This window comes from Brucella sp. HL-2 (assembly GCF_025846885.2).
GTDB classification, from domain to species: domain Bacteria; phylum Pseudomonadota; class Alphaproteobacteria; order Rhizobiales; family Rhizobiaceae; genus Brucella; species Brucella quorumnocens.
In genome coordinates this window covers 16020-32605 of the sequence record NZ_JAOYTK010000020.1, presented here as the reverse complement: position 1 = coordinate 32605, position 16586 = coordinate 16020, and the positions used below count along the sequence as shown (strand labels likewise).

Here is a 16586-nt window from a genome sequence, read left to right as displayed (position 1 = left end):
TTGTTGCGATGCGATTTACCCGACAGGCTGAGCTATCGATTGAGTTTCTCGTTCTTTGCGCTCGGGCATCAGCAGGCAGTGCTGTGACGACACGCACCGCGGCAGAAGCAACGGGTACGACGAAAGATCATGCTGCGCAGATCGTATCCGAACTTATCCATCATGGTTTTCTGGTTGGCTCACGCGGGCGCGGGGGCGGCATTCGCCTTGCGCGGCCCGCAAAGACAATCAATGTAGGAACGGTTTTGCGGCTGATGCAGCCGGGCTTCAACGAGCAGTCGACAAAGCAATCGGGATCAGATTCAGCATTCGGCATGTTGTTGCAGGCGGCGATGCGCTCCTTTGTGGCGGCGTTCGATGATTTCACCATTGCCGATCTTGCGATTGAAAGCAGCGACGGGCGGTTGGCGTGTCTTGATTGCGATCTGCGTAGTCTGATCCATCACGGGCAGATGCTGTCTGAGTTGCGTCGCAGAAGCGATCACGCAGAGGTGCCTGCTTGGGCCAGCATATCATGAATGGCGATCTCGATAGCAGCACTCTGCACGGGGGTGTGAGTGAACTCGCACTTTGGGCGGGCGCAAGCCTTCTCGTGCTTTCCTTGCATGTGGGGGGCGCGATGTGGCTTTTGCGTGAGCCGGAAATGATAGCGGCCGACAATGCACCACCAGCCGCTATCATGATTGAACTGGCTGAAACACCGGAAGCAACTGAGACTGAAGAAAACGAGATAACACCCGACGAGGTGATGTCGGATGCGAGTGCTGCGGCTGAGAAGGTTGAAGAACCGGTCGATGAGCCGGAGGTCGAGCAGGAAGTGGTTCAGGACGAGCCAGAGCCTGTTGAAGAGGAAACTCAGGAAGAACTGACCCAACTCGACAAGGTCGAGGTTCCGCTGCCAGTGATAAAGCCAAAGCCGCCAGAGCCCAAAAAGGAAATCGTCAAGAAGAAAGAACCAAAGAAGCCGCCGGTCAGGCAGCGTCAGCAGGAACAGGCATCTTCCAAACAAGCAGTCAAAGCACAGGCGCAAGCTGTGCAAACGAACCGCAATGCAGCACGGCAATCGGCATCCGGTCTGTTTGCCTCATCAATGACGCCGGCGCGTTGGCAGTCGCGTCTGATGGCGCATCTGGAACGTCGCAAGAAATATCCTTCTGGCGCGAAGTCTCGCCGGGAAGAAGGCGTTGTCTATGTCCGCTTCCGCATCGACGACACGGGCAAAGTGCTGTCCGCTTCGCTTGCGCGATCCTCGGGCTGGCCAGAGCTTGATGAAGAGGTGCTTTCGCTTGTAAAGCGTGCCTCTCCGGTTCCCGCTCCGCCACCTGATGTCAATAAGACAATCACGGCACCAGTCAAATTCAGCAGGCGATAAGCAAGATGCGCTGGAAGAGTTTCCAGCGCATCTTCATTTTCAGAACTTGATTTTTAGAACTTGCGGCTGAAAGAAACTTTCAGGTTCCGGCCGGGCATGGCTGATATGCCGTCACTAAGATAAGGCTCGTATTCCTTGTCGAACACGTTTTCGAGCGCGAGCCGCAGCTCAGAATCCTTCATGAAGCCCTGTGTTGGTGTCCAGTTGAAGAACAGATCATGCACCGCATAGCCGGGGGTATTTGGCCGATTATAGCTCAGGTCACCTTTGACGTATGAGGTTCTGTCCTGCTTGTCGACAAAGGTTCCCGTCCAGCCAAAATTGATATCCTGATCGGGAAGTTTATAGCCCAGCGTCGTTACGACTGTCGTCGGCATGATGTCATTGATGTAGCTGTCTGGCCCGTAGATATTGTTGAGCGTGCCCTGACGCCTGCCGATCATGTAAGTGAGGCTGGCATCTGCGAACATGAAATCGTTCTCATAATGAGCTTCGAGTTCCACACCACGCGAATAATAGGAAGGCATGTTCCAGTAAAACGGTACTTCGCCGTCTTTCAGTCCGACCTTGTTTGCACTGCCCACACGCCGCGCTACAGGATTGCTGACGTGGTTGTTAAAGAACGAGCCACGCACCATCAACACGTCGCTGCCAGTGAAGATGCCACTGAATGAAGTGTCGGCACCGATGTTAATCGTGTTGTTACGCTCGACTTTAAGATCGGGGCTGGTTCCCGATGTTTGGGTGCGCCCGCTCTGCACCGAATAGATTTCATCGATGTTTGGCGCACGCATGGCATAAGCCCAATCGGCAAACAGCCGCGTGGTCGGCGTTATCTGATACGACGCACTGAGCGCAGGGGTGAAACCGTGATGTGACGTCGCCGAATAGTCGTGCCCGGCTTTCGGATCGTTATAGATCGCCGCCGCATTTGGCACGCCCTCGGAGCGAACATAATCATAACGAACGCCAGGCGTGACAGTCAGCTTGTCGGTAAGAGCCATGCGATCGCGAATGAAGAAAGATGTAACGTCCTGTTTGCCACCCGGCATGATCCACGGCGCGTAATAGCCGTAATTATAGTTCTTGTTGTTCTTTTTGGTGATGTCGAACATCGTCACATCGCGAACGTGATGATTATATTGCACACCGTAGTTCAGGCTGTGGTCGATGCCGCCTAGTTCAAAGTTGGAGGTATTTTCGGCTTCAATATGGAAATCTGAATATTTCGCATCATTCTCGGTGCCGCCAAGAGAGGCCGTCCCATTCACACCGGCTGCGCGCTCAGCATGCATATCAGTTGACGAATAGCTTGCCATGATGCGGGTGTTTACGAGGTCGCTGTCGCCATCATAGGTGTGCTCGATAACGGACGTGAAGTCTTTCAATTCGCGCCATGCGAGAAGTCTGCGCATGGCTTCCTTGTAGGCTGGTGTGCCGGGAACGAGGCTGTTGCTGCTTGGCTGAAGCTGGCCGCGAATTGCTGCCAACGGTCCCCAATTAGCACTTTCACCGTAAAGAACCGAAGCCTTTACCTTGTGACCGCCATACTCGCCGGAAAGCTTGCCGGAAAAGGATGTCAGTTCCGAACTCGAGTAATTATAGACCTCGCCGCCGCCGACGCGCATGTTATCGCCCTTGCGCCAGGTCAGGCTTGCGAGGCCGTCGAAAGTCATGCCGGTGCCGAGATTGGAGCGACCATAGACAGCGCCGGTTTCCAGAAACTGCTTGTTGGCCGTCTGATAAGCTGTCTTGCCCCAAGCGCCCCAGCTTTCGCCTTCGCGCAGCATATCGGCCGCGTCTTTGCTTTCGAGCTTGATCGTGCCGCCAAATCCGCCATTGCCGTAGCGAACGGAAGTCGCGCCCTTTTCGATTTCGACGCGCTTGAGCAATTCAGGTTCAACAAAGATTGTGCCCTGATCGTATTTCTCAAAATTCTTCGGCGCACCGTCCAGCAAAATGCGCACGTCAGTCTGGCGTGAGAAACCACGGATCGAAATCGACTGCCCTTCGGTGCGAACGCCACCCAGCATTGTGACACCCGGCGTCTTTTTGACGAGTTCCGGAATTGTCGAAGCCTGAGCCTGCTGCAATTGTTCTGATGTAATCTGAGACACACGGGGGTCGAGATCAACAAAGTTCACGCCGGTAATTTGCGAAAAGCTGATTGTATCGAGCTGCACAGCACCTTCGATTGCAGGTGAAGCCGCGTTGTTTCCAGTTCCACGCTCCAGCCGCACTGTGCGGTTGCCGGTGAAGCGGTACTGGATATCGGTGTTACGCAGCAAAGCGGAAAGAGCATCGGCTGGCGCCATGGTGCCGCTTACGCCCGAGGTGTTGAGCCCACTGGTGACGGATGCATCAAATGCGATTTGCAGACCCGTTTGCACAGCAAGACGGTTAAGAGCAGTTGAAAGCGCACCTGCGGGAATGTTGACAGCGACAGATTGCACTGCAGCCTGTGCAAATGCGGGTGTGGTCAGGATGGGGCTTAAAACCGTGCCGCTCAAAAGCAATGATGCAAACAGAGGGCGTGCGCAGGCACTGAGAATGCGCGAGGATGGGCTTTTCATGTCGTTTCCAGTCTCAACGTTCAAGGCGTTGGTATCGGGCGTTTAGGTGTTGAGGCTTTCGCACGGGTTGCGCAAATTGCCTTTCACCAACTGGACGAATGAATTGAGGTGTTTGGGACATTTGGCTGAAAATTAATTATGCAGCACTGTCAGCAATGAACCCACCCGTACCGCTTTCAAATCGAAAGCCTTGATAAAATCATCAAGTGCTGTCGATGGGGCAGACAAATCGAAGGTGCCGGTAATCCGACGTTCTGCGAGATCACTGCTTGCAATCATCACCCGACCCGGGAGATGTCTAGCAATGTCCTCGACCACATGACCAAGCGGTTGATCTTCAAAGATCAAGCGGCCACTGCGCCACGATGCGGCGAGTTCCGGGTCGATCACGGCGACCTGTCCGATGCCGTTCTCATTATCGTAGACAACGCTATGACCCTGTTCAAGGCGAAGCGTGTCTAGTGGGCTTCGTGTTGATGAGGTGGCGCTGGTCTGCACCTGAACGGCATGTTCAGTGACCACGACATCGGCACCATCATCTTTCAGCTTCACGTCGAACTCGGTGCCGAGTGCGGTTACCTCACCATTGGCAGCTCGGACGGTGAATGGCCTCTGTGGATCTGGCGCAACGATGAAATAGGCTTCGCCGCGAAGCAGCTGAACCTGACGTTCACCCTCTGTCATGACGAAAGCGATTGCCGAGCCTGCGTTGAGCTGGACGGTCGAGCCGTCCTCAAGTTTGATGACCGGCATTTCGCTGCTGGCGGACATGGCGTCTGCGCGCAGACGCATCGGGCCATCGAAAGCAATAAATCCGCCTGCGAGTACGCCAAATAAAAGCATGAAACTTAAAGCCGCGCGCACCGGATAACGCGGCTTTCTTGCAGCGGTTCGAGCGAAATCTGTATCCTGCAGGAGTAGAAAGCGGGAATCGCTGAAAACGCGCGAGGCTTTGGCAAACGCCAGCTCATGCCGCGCATCGCTGGCACGCCAGAGTGCACACGCTTCGACAATTGCCATGTCTTTAGGTGAAGCCTGAAGCTGCATCAGCCAATCAACAGCCTGCTCCTGAATGAGGGGCTGGGTCTTGTCTTGCTTCTTTGCCGCCGCGCGCATCATGCCTGATCCAGTTCGTCGAGCCGAATGAGGCAGTGCATAAGCGCTTTCCGGAGATGTCTGTCCACCATATTGCGGGTGATTCCGAAGCGTATGGCTATTTCGTCCGGCGACAGATTGCCAATTCGGTTGGCGATGAACACGCGGCGTTGGCGCAACGGCAACTCCATAATCGCATCGCGCAGACAGGCGAGACGGCGCGGCATATCCAGTGCCAGATCAGGGTTTGCATCCTTGCTTGCGATATTTAAGGCTTCGTCTTCAGTGCCACAAAAGAGCTTTGCCTCGAAGTGCTCGCGACGAAAGCGGTCGAGACCAAGATTGATCGCGGCGCGTGTGAGAAAGGCGCGCAGCGACGACTTGCCTTGAAGATCTGTTCTGCGGTCCTTCAATTTCACATAAAGATCGTGGACGATTTCGTTGGCGTTTGAAGATACGTGTCCGCGTCGACGGACTGCACGACACAGTTCGTCATAATAATCTGTAATGGCAGCATCGATGTCAGCGATTTCCTGTAGAGGAAAAGCTGATGTCAGCTTGGATTTGTCAGATTGGTTCACGGCTCGCACCACATTTTTGTGGCGGCACCATAGGCATGCGCTTATTCAAACGCAATAATATATGAGCATTATACTCATCTTACGTGAGCGCTGTTGCATTTCGCCTACAACTCCTGTTTCGCCGCAACGGTGGAGAGCACTCCACCGCTGCGAACGAGAGCGAAGTTTTATTTCGGCAACTGAGCTGCGGCTTGCTTGATGGCCGATGTGATCTGTTGGCAGAAAGGCTCAACGCTCTTGCCAGAGGTCTTGGCGTAATCCTCGACGTCGGTCTCCTGACCCATCGACTGAACAACGCCCTTTTTGCCAGCGGCCTGCGCCTCTTCAAGACCGGACTTGTCGGCAGGAGCCTGCATAATCTTCATAATGGACTGCTGGCTGTCGATGTCTTCCTGTGTAGCGAAGCCTTTGTCCTTGCAATATTCGACGATACCCAGCTGGTTCTGTGCTGCTTTATAGAGCGCTTCCGGTGTCATCTGCTGTGTGGCCTGGCCTTGCGCCATGGCGCTGCCTGCGGTGACCGATGCAAGAATAAAAGCGCAGATACCTGCATTTTTCATCGTTTCAACCTTTCAATTATATCGCATTTCCCACCCGAACGAACAGATAGAGCGGGTTTGGAAAAACGGAACCCGCTTTGAAAGGCTTAAAGCTCATAAAAGGCATCGCGAAATAAAGACCTGCTAATCGGGGTAACAAGTTTTTACTGCTCTTGGGGTTTCCGAGGCTTTGTTTCGTCACATTCGGGGTTGGAAGAGTTACGCCCAGAAGTAGCGCACGATATGAAAGAAGACGGGAGCCGAGAAGACCAGACTATCGGCGCGGTCGAGCATTCCGCCATGACCTTCGATCATATGCCCCCAGTCCTTGACGCCGCGATCCCGCTTGATGGCAGAGGCGACAAGCCCGCCAAAAAAGCCCATGACACAGGCAGTTGCAGCTAACGCACCCGCCTGAAGCGGCGAAAACGGCGTCAGCCATGCAAGACTGGCACCCAGCAATGATGCAGCCGCAACTCCGCCGACGAAACCTTCCCACGTCTTTGAAGGAGATATATTGGGCGCGATGCGATGCTTGCCGAACAATTTTCCGAAAACATATTGCAGCACGTCGCTGCCCTGAACGGTTGCCACCAGAAATGCGATCAGCAGTAGTTTTTTGCCTTCGAAGCCCGGAATATCCAGTGTCATCAGCGCAGGCACATGGCTGATGCAGTAAACCGAGAGCATGATGCCCCATTGCTGTTCACTGATGCGTTCCAGAAAGCGCGACGTATCGCCGGAAAGGGCAGTCAGAACGGGCATGGCGAGGAAGCAATAGACCGGAATGAAGATGGAATAGAGACCGTACCAGTCGATCCAGATCAGATAATATTGCACCGGAATGACCAGCAGGAACATGCCAAGCAGCACGCGGTGGTCGGCGCGACGGGTTTGGGTGAGCGTGGCGTATTCGCGCAATGATGCAAACGATATGAGTGCAAATAGTACGATCACGCCGCCTTTACCAAACAAGAAGGCGATGCACATGGCGCCGACCATGATCCACCATGCCTTGATGCGGGCATTGAGGTTGACCAGCGTGGATGAAAGCGGTTTTGGCGCACGCCATGACAACACGCCGGCAACGGCGCTGGCTGTGACCAGCACACCCATGAGGCCAAGGAAGAGTTGGGTCGTTTCGCTCATGGATGATTACCGTTTTGAGGCTGAATATCGAGAAGGCTTTGCCGCGCGCGCGTAAGAAATTCCTTGCGGTCCTCGCCCTCGCGGAGCTGAACAGGTGCACCAAAAATGACACGGCAGAGAAGCGGCACAGGCAGCATTGCGCCTTTGGGCAGCACGCGTGACATGTTTTCTATCCAGCATGGAACAAGTTCAACATCGGGCCGTGTCAGCGCCAGATTATAGATGCCGGAACGGAAGCGCAGTAGCGCTTCGTCGGTCATGTTGCGGGTGCCTTCCGGGAAGATGATGAGAGAATGGCCGTCGGCCAATGCTTTCAGCATCACTTCCATTGGATCTTGCGTCCGCTCCACCCAGTTGCGCTCAACAAGCACGGTACGAAGCAACACTTCCGCCATGAATTGGCGCACACGGTTTCCGCGCCAGTAGTCGGCCCCGGCGACTGCTCGTGTGCGCGCACGCTCCTCCTGATTGAGACAGGAAGAAAGCAAAATGAAATCGCCATGGCTGGTGTGATTGGCGAAATAGATACGCTGGTTGAGCGATGGTCCAGTGCCGGTCCAGATTGGCCGCACGCCGGTTATCCCGCGTGAGAGAATTGCCAGAAGCGAGCCGAAAATCGATTGCACATGGTGGCGGATCAGTTCGCGCATACTACAGCTCCACCCCGATCGGCAAGACAGCCATCAGGATTGTTAAGACGATTGCGGCTGCCAGAAAGACGCGAAGACGACCAAGAATGCGTTTCGACCCTGCGATGCGGTCGTTGAGTGGGCGCAAGGTCTCAGTCTTGGCGCGCAGACCCATCCGCGCAAGAATGGTGTCTAGTTCTGTGAGGCCTTGCTTTTCATCCGTACTGGACGCGAGCAGTCGAAAAAGTGCGGCATCAAAAAGCAGATGCGTCGCGATGCCCATAACAATCAGAACGCTTACAAACAATAGCGGCCAGATAAGCCAGAATGCAAGGTCGTGGATTGAGCGTAAGAATGGTGCGGAACTGAGTATCACCACTGCAATACCAATGCCGAAAAACGCATTTCGGCGCAAACGGCCTGCAATGTCGAGGGCCTGATCGAGTACTCGCGAATTCATGTCAACACCTCGACGTGGTGTAGATGTACCGGCCACCCTTTGGCGCGAATAAGCGCTTCGGCTTCACGTGCGTTTGCAACGCGCCCTGTCCCGATCAACCAGTCCACGGCAACTGTTGCGCTGCGTTGAAAGCCGAGCGCACAGCAAATAAGAACCGGGCCGTGATGCCGTGCAGCTTCAACTGCGCTGGATGCCAGATGCACGGTTTCAGGAACAGGCGCAACAAGATCCATTGTGCTGAAGCTTTTCCATTCGACAGCATTGCGCGCTGCCACGATTTCAGCCGCGAGGTCTATGACTGTCGTAAAATGATTAAGCTCTGAAGCTTTCGGGAAACGTCCGAGAAACACACCGTCGGCCAGCTCGATATGTGGAGGCAGTTTTCGCGTCCAGAATCTGATGTTCAATCGCGCAAAGAGGCGATAGGGAGCCAGAAGCCAGCGACTTGCGAGGCTGACGGTTCCATCTGTCTGTTTTTGGAATATCACAACGCCGGCACCAAGATAACCGAGCGCAACAATCGTCAATGCGGTGGCAGGCCAGAACCAAAAAATCGCGTAGCCAGTCATACTGAGGCCATGGATGCCGAGTGCGAGTAAAACAACAGCGCCTGCCAGATAATATAGACCCAGTCGGCGCGCCGTTGGGTTTGACGTCAATTGAAAACCGGCAAGTGGTGATGACCCATTACGTGGGAAAAGCCATAGGGCAAAAAAACCGAGCAAAGCGCCTGCAGGTATATCGACTGCATGATGCTGGTAGGTGGTCAGCACCGACAATCCGATCAACAGACACCAGATATGCCAGACAATCCGTATTGCATCGCCCATCACACGACGCATCTGATCCCAGATGATAAGCAGCAGCGCGATATGCAGCGACGGTGCCTGATTGAACGGCTTATCGAAGCCCCCCAGCACTTCAAACATGAAGCCCGGCAGGCCAGAGGTTTCCGGCTTCACAAATGTTGCAGTCAGCGGAAAAGCGACAAAGCAAAGAACAGCGATGATCTGTGCGGTGAGGTAGCGTTTTGCCAGACGGTCCACCTGCTCAGGGCTGTCATTGACGAACAGCGCAATAGCGTAAAACAGATTGACCGACCAATAAGGCACGATGCTCCACGCGATAAAGGGAGCGTGACTTTCCCAGTTAAAGACAAGACTAGGAACATCATGGCGCAGCGAGGCCAGCCAGTTTGCGGTACCATATGTGAGATAGAAAAATGGGCCGAGAAACAGCAACCACAGGATCGCGCGGCGGATTACTAGCCGCCGCGATGCTCCATCGATCCTGTCAACGGTCGCTGTCACGCTTGATCGTCTCCGACCCGTTCGGCGATGCAGACAGTGAAGATGCCCCATTGATCGATGCGCTGATCGATCTTGCGATAACCTGCCTTTTCAACAAGCTGATCCATTTCGCCTTGCGTACGGCGACGCATCACCCAGGCCTGCCCGCCGCGATGTGACGTCAGCGCATGCGCGATCATTTCGAGCTGCGGATGCCATGGTTGGTTGGTGTAGATCAGCAGCGATCCCGGCTTTTGAACGCGTGCAAGACCCGACAAGGAACGAGCGATCAGCGCGTTGTCAGGAAACAGTTCGTAAAGCCCGGAGACGATTGCGAGATCGGGTTGCGGTGTCACGGTGGCGAGATTTTCCTCGTCAAACGCATCACCCTCTTCCATATGAGCGATTGCCTCAAGTCCGCGATCCTTGATCAGCTTGCGCCCGGCAAGAACATTGATCGGCGAATAATCGCGCAAATGAATGCTGTCCGGCATATCGCCAGCGCGGGCCACAGCATCAATCACATAGCGACCATGGCCGCAGGCAATATCGAGGATATTGGTCGAACGCCCTTCACTCTTAAGCCGTCTGATGGCCTGCCCGATCAGCTCTTCCAGATGCACCTTACGCTGGCGAATACCGCGCCAGCCAATGGCTTCGAGAAACTGCTTGTCGATGAGCTTGCCGCCGGGGCCTAAGCCACGCGCTTCGTTCTCGTAGACATAATCAAGTGTGGAGCCGGAATCGAAACCAGTAAGACGACCGACTTTCAGGCCGTTGGACAAAAGCGAACCGAAGCCGATTGATGCGCGCGTTGAAGCCCAATAAAGACCGCGCGCCGAGAGAAGTGGCAGGGGGCTCGACAATTTGTCAGCCTCGTCACGCGTGTATCCAACAATATGGGCGTCAGTCAGATCGGCGGGTTGCGGCTCCTCAGCGAAACGCGCTTCGATGAAATCATGGATCAACGCGAGTGCTGGTTTGCGATCTCGCTCGCCCAGCGTATCGTGATAAAATCCTTTGAGAACATGGCGCTCTTTGATGCGGCTGCCGAGGTTTTCAAAGAAGCGATGCTGCGGCGTTGGCCGCACGACAAAATCGCTGCCGGAAATGAGCAGCTGTGTTGGAACGGTAATGGCCCGTGCATCGTCCACCACGCGTTTTGCTGCTTCGTGAAGCTGCAGCAGAATATGCGAGGCGATGGGACGTGTGATCAGCGGATCAGTGCGATAGGATTCAATGCGCTCCCGATCATGGGTGAGAAACTGCGGTTTGACATAGGAATTGACGTAGAACGTGCCTTTCAGCTTTTGCCAGAGCGCAATACCCTCTTTGGCAAAAGGAACGTAAAGCTTGATGTCAAAGGCAGGCGACGCCATCACCAGCGCGCGGATATTGGGCGCATAATCATGCACCCATGCGGCCGCGAGAACTGCACCAACGCTTTGTGCGATCAGTGCCACGTCTTCAATTCTGACGCCGGTTTCAGCACGGATATGCGCGACGAAACTATCGAGGTCACGGATCGATGCGCCAAAGCTTGGCGAAAAACCACGCTCGCCCGGCGAGCGACCATGGCCGCGTGCGTCCCAGGCATAGAAAGCATAATCGTCAAGGCCGAGTTCATCAACGAGATGCGCCACGCGTCCGCTATGTTCATGTCCTCGATGCAGGAGAACAATCACGCCTTTTGGCGTTCGCAACCGTGCAGGCCAGAAGCGATAGAACAGCGATGTACCGTCATGGGTGATGAATTGGGATTCAGCCGGCTCACGATGTGAAGCCGTTTCATGCCCCGGCATGTCTGCACGCTGGTTCATCAGTTCTCCTCTCAACAGGCCTTCTCCCGCTTTTCGGGATGCACTCCAAGTTATTCGACCCAATTACTATTGAGTAGAATAGAATGTTTGAATAAACGAGCTAGGGCCGGTCGCAAATAGCTGATTTCTACATAATCGTCATTTCCAAGAGTTTCGCGAAAGTTTCTTATGTCAGTTTATCAACTTAAGTCCCACTTCCAGAACTTGCTGAGACCTCTTGTCGTGCAGCTTGCAGCAAAAGGTGTGACGGCCAATCAGGTCACGATTGCAGCTGCACTGGTTTCCATCGTTCTGGGTGCTTTTCTTGGCTGGAGTGGAAATGCGATCTGGTTTGTGCTGGTGCCGATCTGGCTTTTCCTGCGCATGGCGCTGAATGCAGTTGATGGAATGCTGGCGCGCGAACATGGTCAAAAGTCGGTGCTGGGCGCTTATCTCAATGAGATCGGTGACGTGATTTCTGATGCCGCGCTCTATGCGCCCTTTGCGATCATCGCGCCGTTTTCTGCGGTTTGGATTTTCGCGATTATCTTTATCGCCACTTTGACCGAATTCGTCGGAGTGACTGCGGCTTCGCTCGGATCAAGCCGCCGTTACGATGGCCCCATGGGCAAGAGCGACCGCGCTGTGGTATTCGGTGTGCTTGGTGCTTGGATCGCCATTGATGGTATGCTGCCTCAATGGATGTTCTGGTTGCAACCGGTGCTTTGTGCGCTTCTGGTCCTCACCGTCGTCAAGCGTATCCGCAACGCAATGAAAGAAGCCCCGATCTCGTAAGCTCGGGGCCATATTCTGTTTCAAATGCTCTCGGCTTATTAGTGCGCCGAAACGAAAGCCGACATGCTGGTAATCAGCAGCATTCCGACAGTTGCGCCTGCGTCCTGAAGACCAATGGTCTTTTCCTGGAAAGCGGCTGCCTTGCCGTGCTGGGCGACCATGGTCTTGGTCGCTTCGAGCGCATCTTCGGCCGCCTTTGCTGCTGCGGCAAGCGCATCTGCAAGTGATGCACCCGCTGCGGCCTGTGCTTCAAGTGTTACGGCGATTGGATCAAGCACATCGAGAAGCGTCTTGTCGCCAACCTTTGCCTTGCCGCGCTCGGCAATACCATCACGATAGGCGCGCCAGAAGGCGGCAATCTCTGAGGCTCCCAGTTCGTCGATACCGTCACAGGCCTTGCTTGCCCGCAAAAAGCCGGTTGCGGTCAACGTACCCATGGTTGATGGCGCAACGCGGGCCATGATGGTGCCAGCGACACGCAGCAGTTTTGAGATGCCTGCAGCTTCACCTTCCGCATGGACAGCTTCTGAAGCTGCTGCAAAGGCCTTGCTCATGGTGATGCCGAGATCGCTATCGCCAACCTTGCCGTCCAGCGCGATAAGGAATTCGCGCTGTTCTGCAAATAGCTGCTTCCAGCTGTCGAAGAGGTTGATCAGATCAGATGATGTAATGACGTTCATGACCGCACCTCAACCCGCAAAATGCTTGAAGAAAGGGGTATTAGCGGAGGCGGCAACGAGTGGCTCCAGTTCTTCATCCAGATGCAGCACGGAAACCGATGCACCAGCCATTTCCATCGAAGTAGCAAATTCGCCGATCCAGACATGCTTGACCTTGACGCCACGTTCGTCGAAGAGCTGTGAAACGCGACGGAACATGATGTAAAGTTCTTCCAGCGGCGTGCCGCCAAGACCGTTGACCAGAACGGCAACTTCATCGCCCTTGGCATAGGTCTGCTCAGCGAAAATACGTTCCATCAGTTCATCGATGACTGCATCTGCACTGGCAAGCTTCTTGCGGCTGATGCCGGGTTCGCCATGGATGCCCATGCCGATTTCCATTTCGTCTTCGCCAATGGAGAAGGTTGCATGGCCAATTTCCGGCACAACGCAGCTTGAAAGCGCAACACCCATGGTCCGTGTGCGCAGGCGTGCCTTGTCGGCAAGGCGTGTCACTTCATCAAGCGACAGGCCATTGGCGGCGGCTGCACCAGCTGCCTTGTAAACAAAGAAGATGCCTGCAACGCCGCGACGCTTGTGTTCTTCACCGACGACTGAGGAAGCCACGTCATCATTGCCGACAACCTGCTTGACTGCAATGCCATCGAGATCGGCAAGTTCTGCAGCCATATCGAAATTGATGATGTCGCCGCTGTAATTGCCGTAGATGTAAAGAACGCCAGCGCCTTGATCGATAGCCTTCGTCACCTGATACATCTGCTCAGAGCTTGGCGACTGGAAGACGCCGCCGACAGCTGCGCCATCGATCATGCCTTCGCCGATATAGCCGAGGAACAGCGGCAGGTGGCCGGAGCCGCCGCCTGTTGCAATGCCGACCTTGCCGGATTTGATATTGGCTGTGACCATGCAACGCTTGTCATTATCGACAAAGGTAAGCTCGGGATGTGCCCGATAGATGCCTTCGAGCATCTCATCCACGAAATTGACGGGATCGTTCAGGAATTTCTTCATGATTTCCTCTTGAGAGTATCGGGTTATTTCTTGCGTTGGCGGGTGACGAAGAAGGCGGCAGCCAGCAGGATGAAGCAGCCTACGACGAGACGCTGCCATGTGCTGGGGATGCCCACGAGCACCAGAACACTGTTGATGACGGTGATAAGCAGCACACCGAGCAGGGTGCCGAAGACTGTGCCGGTGCCACCGGTTATGCGTGCACCACCGAGAACCACAGCGGCGATGACCGCAATTTCTGTGCCAACAAAGTCGAAAGGGCTTGACTGGCGATTGGCGCAGACATGGATGATGCCTGCAAGTCCGGCCAGACCACCTGCATAGCCGAACAGGAAGATATGGATGGTGCGCAGATTATAGCCGAGGCGGCTTGCGATCTGGCTGTTACCACCCATCGCAAAAATCGCCCGGCCCATCAAAGTGTGGTTCAATATCCACCAGGTTAGGATTGCAGCCGCAGGCAGCACCAGAAAATAGAATGGCATGGTGATGGTGGCACCGGTTGCCGATTCAAACTGAAACAGCGGAAGGCGACCGAAAGCACCCATTGTCGGAGGCAGGGACATAATCCAGACCGTGCCGACAAAAGCCAAGAGGAAGCCGCGGAACAGATATTGCGTGCCGATGGTGACGATCAATGATGGCACATTGAGGTAATGCACCAGCAGACCGTTGAGAACACCAAGGAAAATACCGCCAGCAATGGCCATCAGAATGATGAAGATGATCGGCAGTTCCGGCATATAGGACTGGACCAGAAGCGTCAGCGAATAGACTGTCGTGGCTGCAATCGCGGTGAAGGAAACGTCGATGCCGCCCGCTGCGAGAATGATGAAAACGCCAAGCGCAAACAGGCCCATCACCACACTGGCACGGCCAATATCGATCAGTGTCGAGGGTTGCAGGAAGGCTGGGTTGACGATCGATACAATGGTGCAGATCGCGACCAAAAGAAGGAAAGTGATCGATTCAGGGCGCCTGCGAATGAATTCACCCGGCTTGAAGGATTGGGCACGGCCTAAATCTGGATCATATTGCGACGCGCTCATTGGGCAACTTCCTTCTGCGACGACATCATGGCTTGATAGAGCTGGTCTTCTGTGGCCTTTGCCGCATCAAATTCTTCAACGATGGTGCCAGCATTCATGACGAGAATGCGGTCCGCATTTTGCAGGAGCTCCGGCAGATCATCGCTGACGATGATGAGGCCCATTCCAGCTTCAGCCAGCGCCTGAATTGCCCGATAGATCGTATCTTTCGATCCCACATCGACGCCAACGGTCGGCCCGTGAAGAACAAGAAGCTTGGGTGCGATGCTGAGCCAACGACCAATCAGAACACGCTGCTGGTTGCCGCCTGACAGCGCGCCAACAGGCAGATCGAGATTGGTGGTGTTGAGCCGCATTTCCTGCATGAGCGAAGCGGCGATATTCCGGCCCTTTTTCTGATCAACAATGCCGAGACTGTTGCAGAGCTTTCTAAAGATCAGCGCGATCTCATTTTCAAAGATCGACTTGTCGAGGAACAAGCCTTCCGCAAGTCGGTCCTCCGGCACGTAGCCAATGCCACGCTCAATCGCTTCTGCCGGGCTTTTAACCTGAGTTGCCTTGCCGTCGAGGCGGATCGTGCCGGAGTTTGCCGGAGCGACACCTGTGATCGCCATGGCAAGCTCATTGCGCCCTGAATCGGCAAGGCCGGTGATACCCAGAATTTCGCCCTTATGAAGGCTAAACCAGATATCCTTGAAGCCAGAAGCCGTCAGCCTGTCGAGTTTCAGCAGTTCTGCTTCACCCGGTTGGCCCGTGCGGTAGCGTTCGGCATCGATTTCTCTACCGATCATCAGCTCGGAAAGCTGCTTCTTGGTATAGTTTTCGATTGGTCCCTGTGCCACGCACTGGCCATCGCGGAAGACAACCGCATTCCCGCCGATGCGGTAGCATTCATCAAGTTTATGCGTCACGAAAAGCACGGCAACGCGCTCAGCACGCAGACGCTCGACCACCGCAATCAGATTGTCCACTTCGCGACGGGTCAGCGATGTGGTTGGCTCATCCATGATGACGAGTTTGGCGCGGGTCGCGATGGCGCGCGAGATGGCAACCAGCTGGCGCATCGCAAGCGGCAGCTCTGATACGATTGTATTGAGAAAAGCCTTGTCGGTCGGAAGGCCAACCGTGCCCAATGCACGTTCTGCCGTCTCACGAAGCTGCGAAAGCTTGACCCTGCGAAACAGTCGGCCATTGCCTTCAACAAGCTGCTCATTCAGCGCTACGTTTTCGGCCACGGTCTGGTTGGGAATAAGCGACAGGTCTTGATAGACAGTCTCGATACCAGCGGCAAGCGATTGGATCGGGTTCAACGACGGATAGGTTTTTCCATCGAGAATGATCTCGCCTTCGCTTGGTGCGTGGGCGCCGGACATGATCTTGATGACGGTGCTCTTGCCACAGCCGTTCTCGCCCAGAAGGTGATAGGCTTGGCCGAGATCAATGGTCAGGTCAATGCCGCGCAGCGCGTGAACACCGCCAAACCGCTTATGGATGTTGCGCAATTCGAGAAAGCGATCCTGAGACCGGTCATTGCCCGTTGTATGGCCCATCGCATTGTTCATCGT

General features: G+C 54.8%; 16 protein-coding genes. 3 read left to right on the top strand and 13 right to left on the bottom strand.

The features are described from left to right. The first annotated feature begins 8 nt into the window (after positions 1-8). Entirely contained in the window at positions 9-518 is a 510-nt protein-coding gene (locus OIV19_RS17820; RefSeq protein WP_264232529.1) for an Rrf2 family transcriptional regulator, read from the top strand. Continuing rightward, positions 500-1372 carry a cell envelope integrity protein TolA gene (gene tolA / locus OIV19_RS17815; RefSeq protein WP_319637610.1) on the top strand — a complete coding sequence of 291 codons (873 nt, stop codon included), beginning with the start codon at positions 500-502 and terminating at the stop codon, positions 1370-1372. The genes OIV19_RS17820 and tolA overlap by 19 nt, the downstream gene beginning before the upstream one ends. A 53-nt stretch (positions 1373-1425) precedes the next feature. Here the strand turns inward: tolA and OIV19_RS17810 are convergent, their stop codons facing one another. The 9 genes from OIV19_RS17810 to OIV19_RS17770 form a co-directional block, all read right to left on the bottom strand. Beyond that, entirely contained in the window at positions 1426-3945 is a 2520-nt protein-coding gene (locus tag OIV19_RS17810) for a TonB-dependent receptor (RefSeq protein WP_264232527.1), read from the bottom strand. Between the two features lie 132 nt (positions 3946-4077). Next, entirely contained in the window at positions 4078-5064 is a 987-nt protein-coding gene (locus OIV19_RS17805; protein ID WP_264232524.1) for a FecR family protein, read from the bottom strand. Beyond that, positions 5061-5621 carry a sigma-70 family RNA polymerase sigma factor gene (locus tag OIV19_RS17800; RefSeq protein WP_319637609.1) on the bottom strand — a complete coding sequence of 187 codons (561 nt, stop codon included), beginning with the start codon at positions 5619-5621 and terminating at the stop codon, positions 5061-5063. Before OIV19_RS17800 ends, OIV19_RS17805 begins: the two co-directional genes overlap by 4 nt. A gap of 167 nt (positions 5622-5788) precedes the next feature. Next, a complete protein-coding gene (locus tag OIV19_RS17795) occupies positions 5789-6181 on the bottom strand; it encodes a hypothetical protein (protein WP_151093129.1) in 393 nt (130 codons plus the stop codon). A 198-nt stretch (positions 6182-6379) separates the two neighbouring features. Next, a complete protein-coding gene (locus OIV19_RS17790; RefSeq protein WP_151093128.1) occupies positions 6380-7309 on the bottom strand; it encodes a phosphatidate cytidylyltransferase in 930 nt (309 codons plus the stop codon). Then, positions 7306-7959 (bottom strand): lysophospholipid acyltransferase family protein, encoded by a 654-nt coding sequence (locus tag OIV19_RS17785; protein ID WP_151093126.1) that lies wholly within the window; start codon positions 7957-7959, stop codon positions 7306-7308. Before OIV19_RS17785 ends, OIV19_RS17790 begins: the two co-directional genes overlap by 4 nt. 1 nt (position 7960) lies before the next feature. Then, positions 7961-8398 (bottom strand): hypothetical protein, encoded by a 438-nt coding sequence (locus tag OIV19_RS17780; protein WP_151093124.1) that lies wholly within the window; start codon positions 8396-8398, stop codon positions 7961-7963. Continuing rightward, on the bottom strand, positions 8395-9708 hold the full coding sequence (locus OIV19_RS17775; protein ID WP_264232519.1) for a phosphatase PAP2/dual specificity phosphatase family protein: 1314 nt from the start codon (positions 9706-9708) through the stop codon (positions 8395-8397). Before OIV19_RS17775 ends, OIV19_RS17780 begins: the two co-directional genes overlap by 4 nt. Then, positions 9705-11507: a bifunctional alpha/beta hydrolase/class I SAM-dependent methyltransferase gene (locus tag OIV19_RS17770; protein WP_264232517.1), complete on the bottom strand. Its 1803-nt coding sequence runs from the start codon at positions 11505-11507 to the stop codon at positions 9705-9707. Before OIV19_RS17770 ends, OIV19_RS17775 begins: the two co-directional genes overlap by 4 nt. 168 nt (positions 11508-11675) lie before the next feature. Between OIV19_RS17770 and OIV19_RS17765 the strand changes: the two genes are divergently transcribed. After that, positions 11676-12281, top strand: a complete 606-nt coding sequence (locus OIV19_RS17765; protein ID WP_264232515.1) for a CDP-alcohol phosphatidyltransferase family protein — start codon at positions 11676-11678, stop codon at positions 12279-12281. A gap of 38 nt (positions 12282-12319) precedes the next feature. On the opposite strand, the gene OIV19_RS17760 is transcribed toward OIV19_RS17765, so the two are convergent. From OIV19_RS17760 to OIV19_RS17745, 4 genes are read right to left on the bottom strand one after another with little or no spacing between them, the layout of a single operon-like run. After that, positions 12320-12961 carry a dihydroxyacetone kinase subunit L gene (locus OIV19_RS17760; RefSeq protein ID WP_264232513.1) on the bottom strand — a complete coding sequence of 214 codons (642 nt, stop codon included), beginning with the start codon at positions 12959-12961 and terminating at the stop codon, positions 12320-12322. A 9-nt stretch (positions 12962-12970) separates the two neighbouring features. Beyond that, positions 12971-13972 (bottom strand): dihydroxyacetone kinase subunit DhaK, encoded by a 1002-nt coding sequence (locus OIV19_RS17755; RefSeq protein ID WP_151093114.1) that lies wholly within the window; start codon positions 13970-13972, stop codon positions 12971-12973. A gap of 23 nt (positions 13973-13995) precedes the next feature. Beyond that, a complete protein-coding gene (locus OIV19_RS17750; protein ID WP_264232511.1) occupies positions 13996-15021 on the bottom strand; it encodes an ABC transporter permease in 1026 nt (341 codons plus the stop codon). Then, the gene (locus tag OIV19_RS17745) at positions 15018-16571 is read right to left on the bottom strand and encodes a sugar ABC transporter ATP-binding protein (protein WP_264232565.1); all 1554 of its coding nucleotides are present in this window, start codon (positions 16569-16571) and stop codon (positions 15018-15020) included. Before OIV19_RS17745 ends, OIV19_RS17750 begins: the two co-directional genes overlap by 4 nt. Between the last annotated feature and the right edge of the window lie 15 nt (positions 16572-16586).

Bases quoted from the DNA above. Each gene is read 5' to 3' on its own strand.
- OIV19_RS17760 (WP_264232513.1), bottom strand. From the start codon at position 12,961: ATGAACGTCATTACATCATCTGATCTGATCAACCTCTTCGACAGCTGG.
- OIV19_RS17765 (WP_264232515.1), top strand. From the start codon at position 11,676: ATGTCAGTTTATCAACTTAAGTCCCACTTCCAGAACTTGCTGAGACCT.
- OIV19_RS17785 (WP_151093126.1), bottom strand. From the start codon at position 7,959: ATGCGCGAACTGATCCGCCACCATGTGCAATCGATTTTCGGCTCGCTT.
- OIV19_RS17770 (WP_264232517.1), bottom strand. From the start codon at position 11,507: ATGAACCAGCGTGCAGACATGCCGGGGCATGAAACGGCTTCACATCGT.
- OIV19_RS17795 (WP_151093129.1), bottom strand. From the start codon at position 6,181: ATGAAAAATGCAGGTATCTGCGCTTTTATTCTTGCATCGGTCACCGCA.
- OIV19_RS17750 (WP_264232511.1), bottom strand. From the start codon at position 15,021: ATGAGCGCGTCGCAATATGATCCAGATTTAGGCCGTGCCCAATCCTTC.
- OIV19_RS17780 (WP_151093124.1), bottom strand. From the start codon at position 8,398: ATGAATTCGCGAGTACTCGATCAGGCCCTCGACATTGCAGGCCGTTTG.
- OIV19_RS17820 (WP_264232529.1), top strand. From the start codon at position 9: ATGCGATTTACCCGACAGGCTGAGCTATCGATTGAGTTTCTCGTTCTT.
- OIV19_RS17805 (WP_264232524.1), bottom strand. From the start codon at position 5,064: ATGATGCGCGCGGCGGCAAAGAAGCAAGACAAGACCCAGCCCCTCATT.
- OIV19_RS17745 (WP_264232565.1), bottom strand. From the start codon at position 16,571: ATGGGCCATACAACGGGCAATGACCGGTCTCAGGATCGCTTTCTCGAA.
- OIV19_RS17790 (WP_151093128.1), bottom strand. From the start codon at position 7,309: ATGAGCGAAACGACCCAACTCTTCCTTGGCCTCATGGGTGTGCTGGTC.
- OIV19_RS17755 (WP_151093114.1), bottom strand. From the start codon at position 13,972: ATGAAGAAATTCCTGAACGATCCCGTCAATTTCGTGGATGAGATGCTC.
- OIV19_RS17810 (WP_264232527.1), bottom strand. From the start codon at position 3,945: ATGAAAAGCCCATCCTCGCGCATTCTCAGTGCCTGCGCACGCCCTCTG.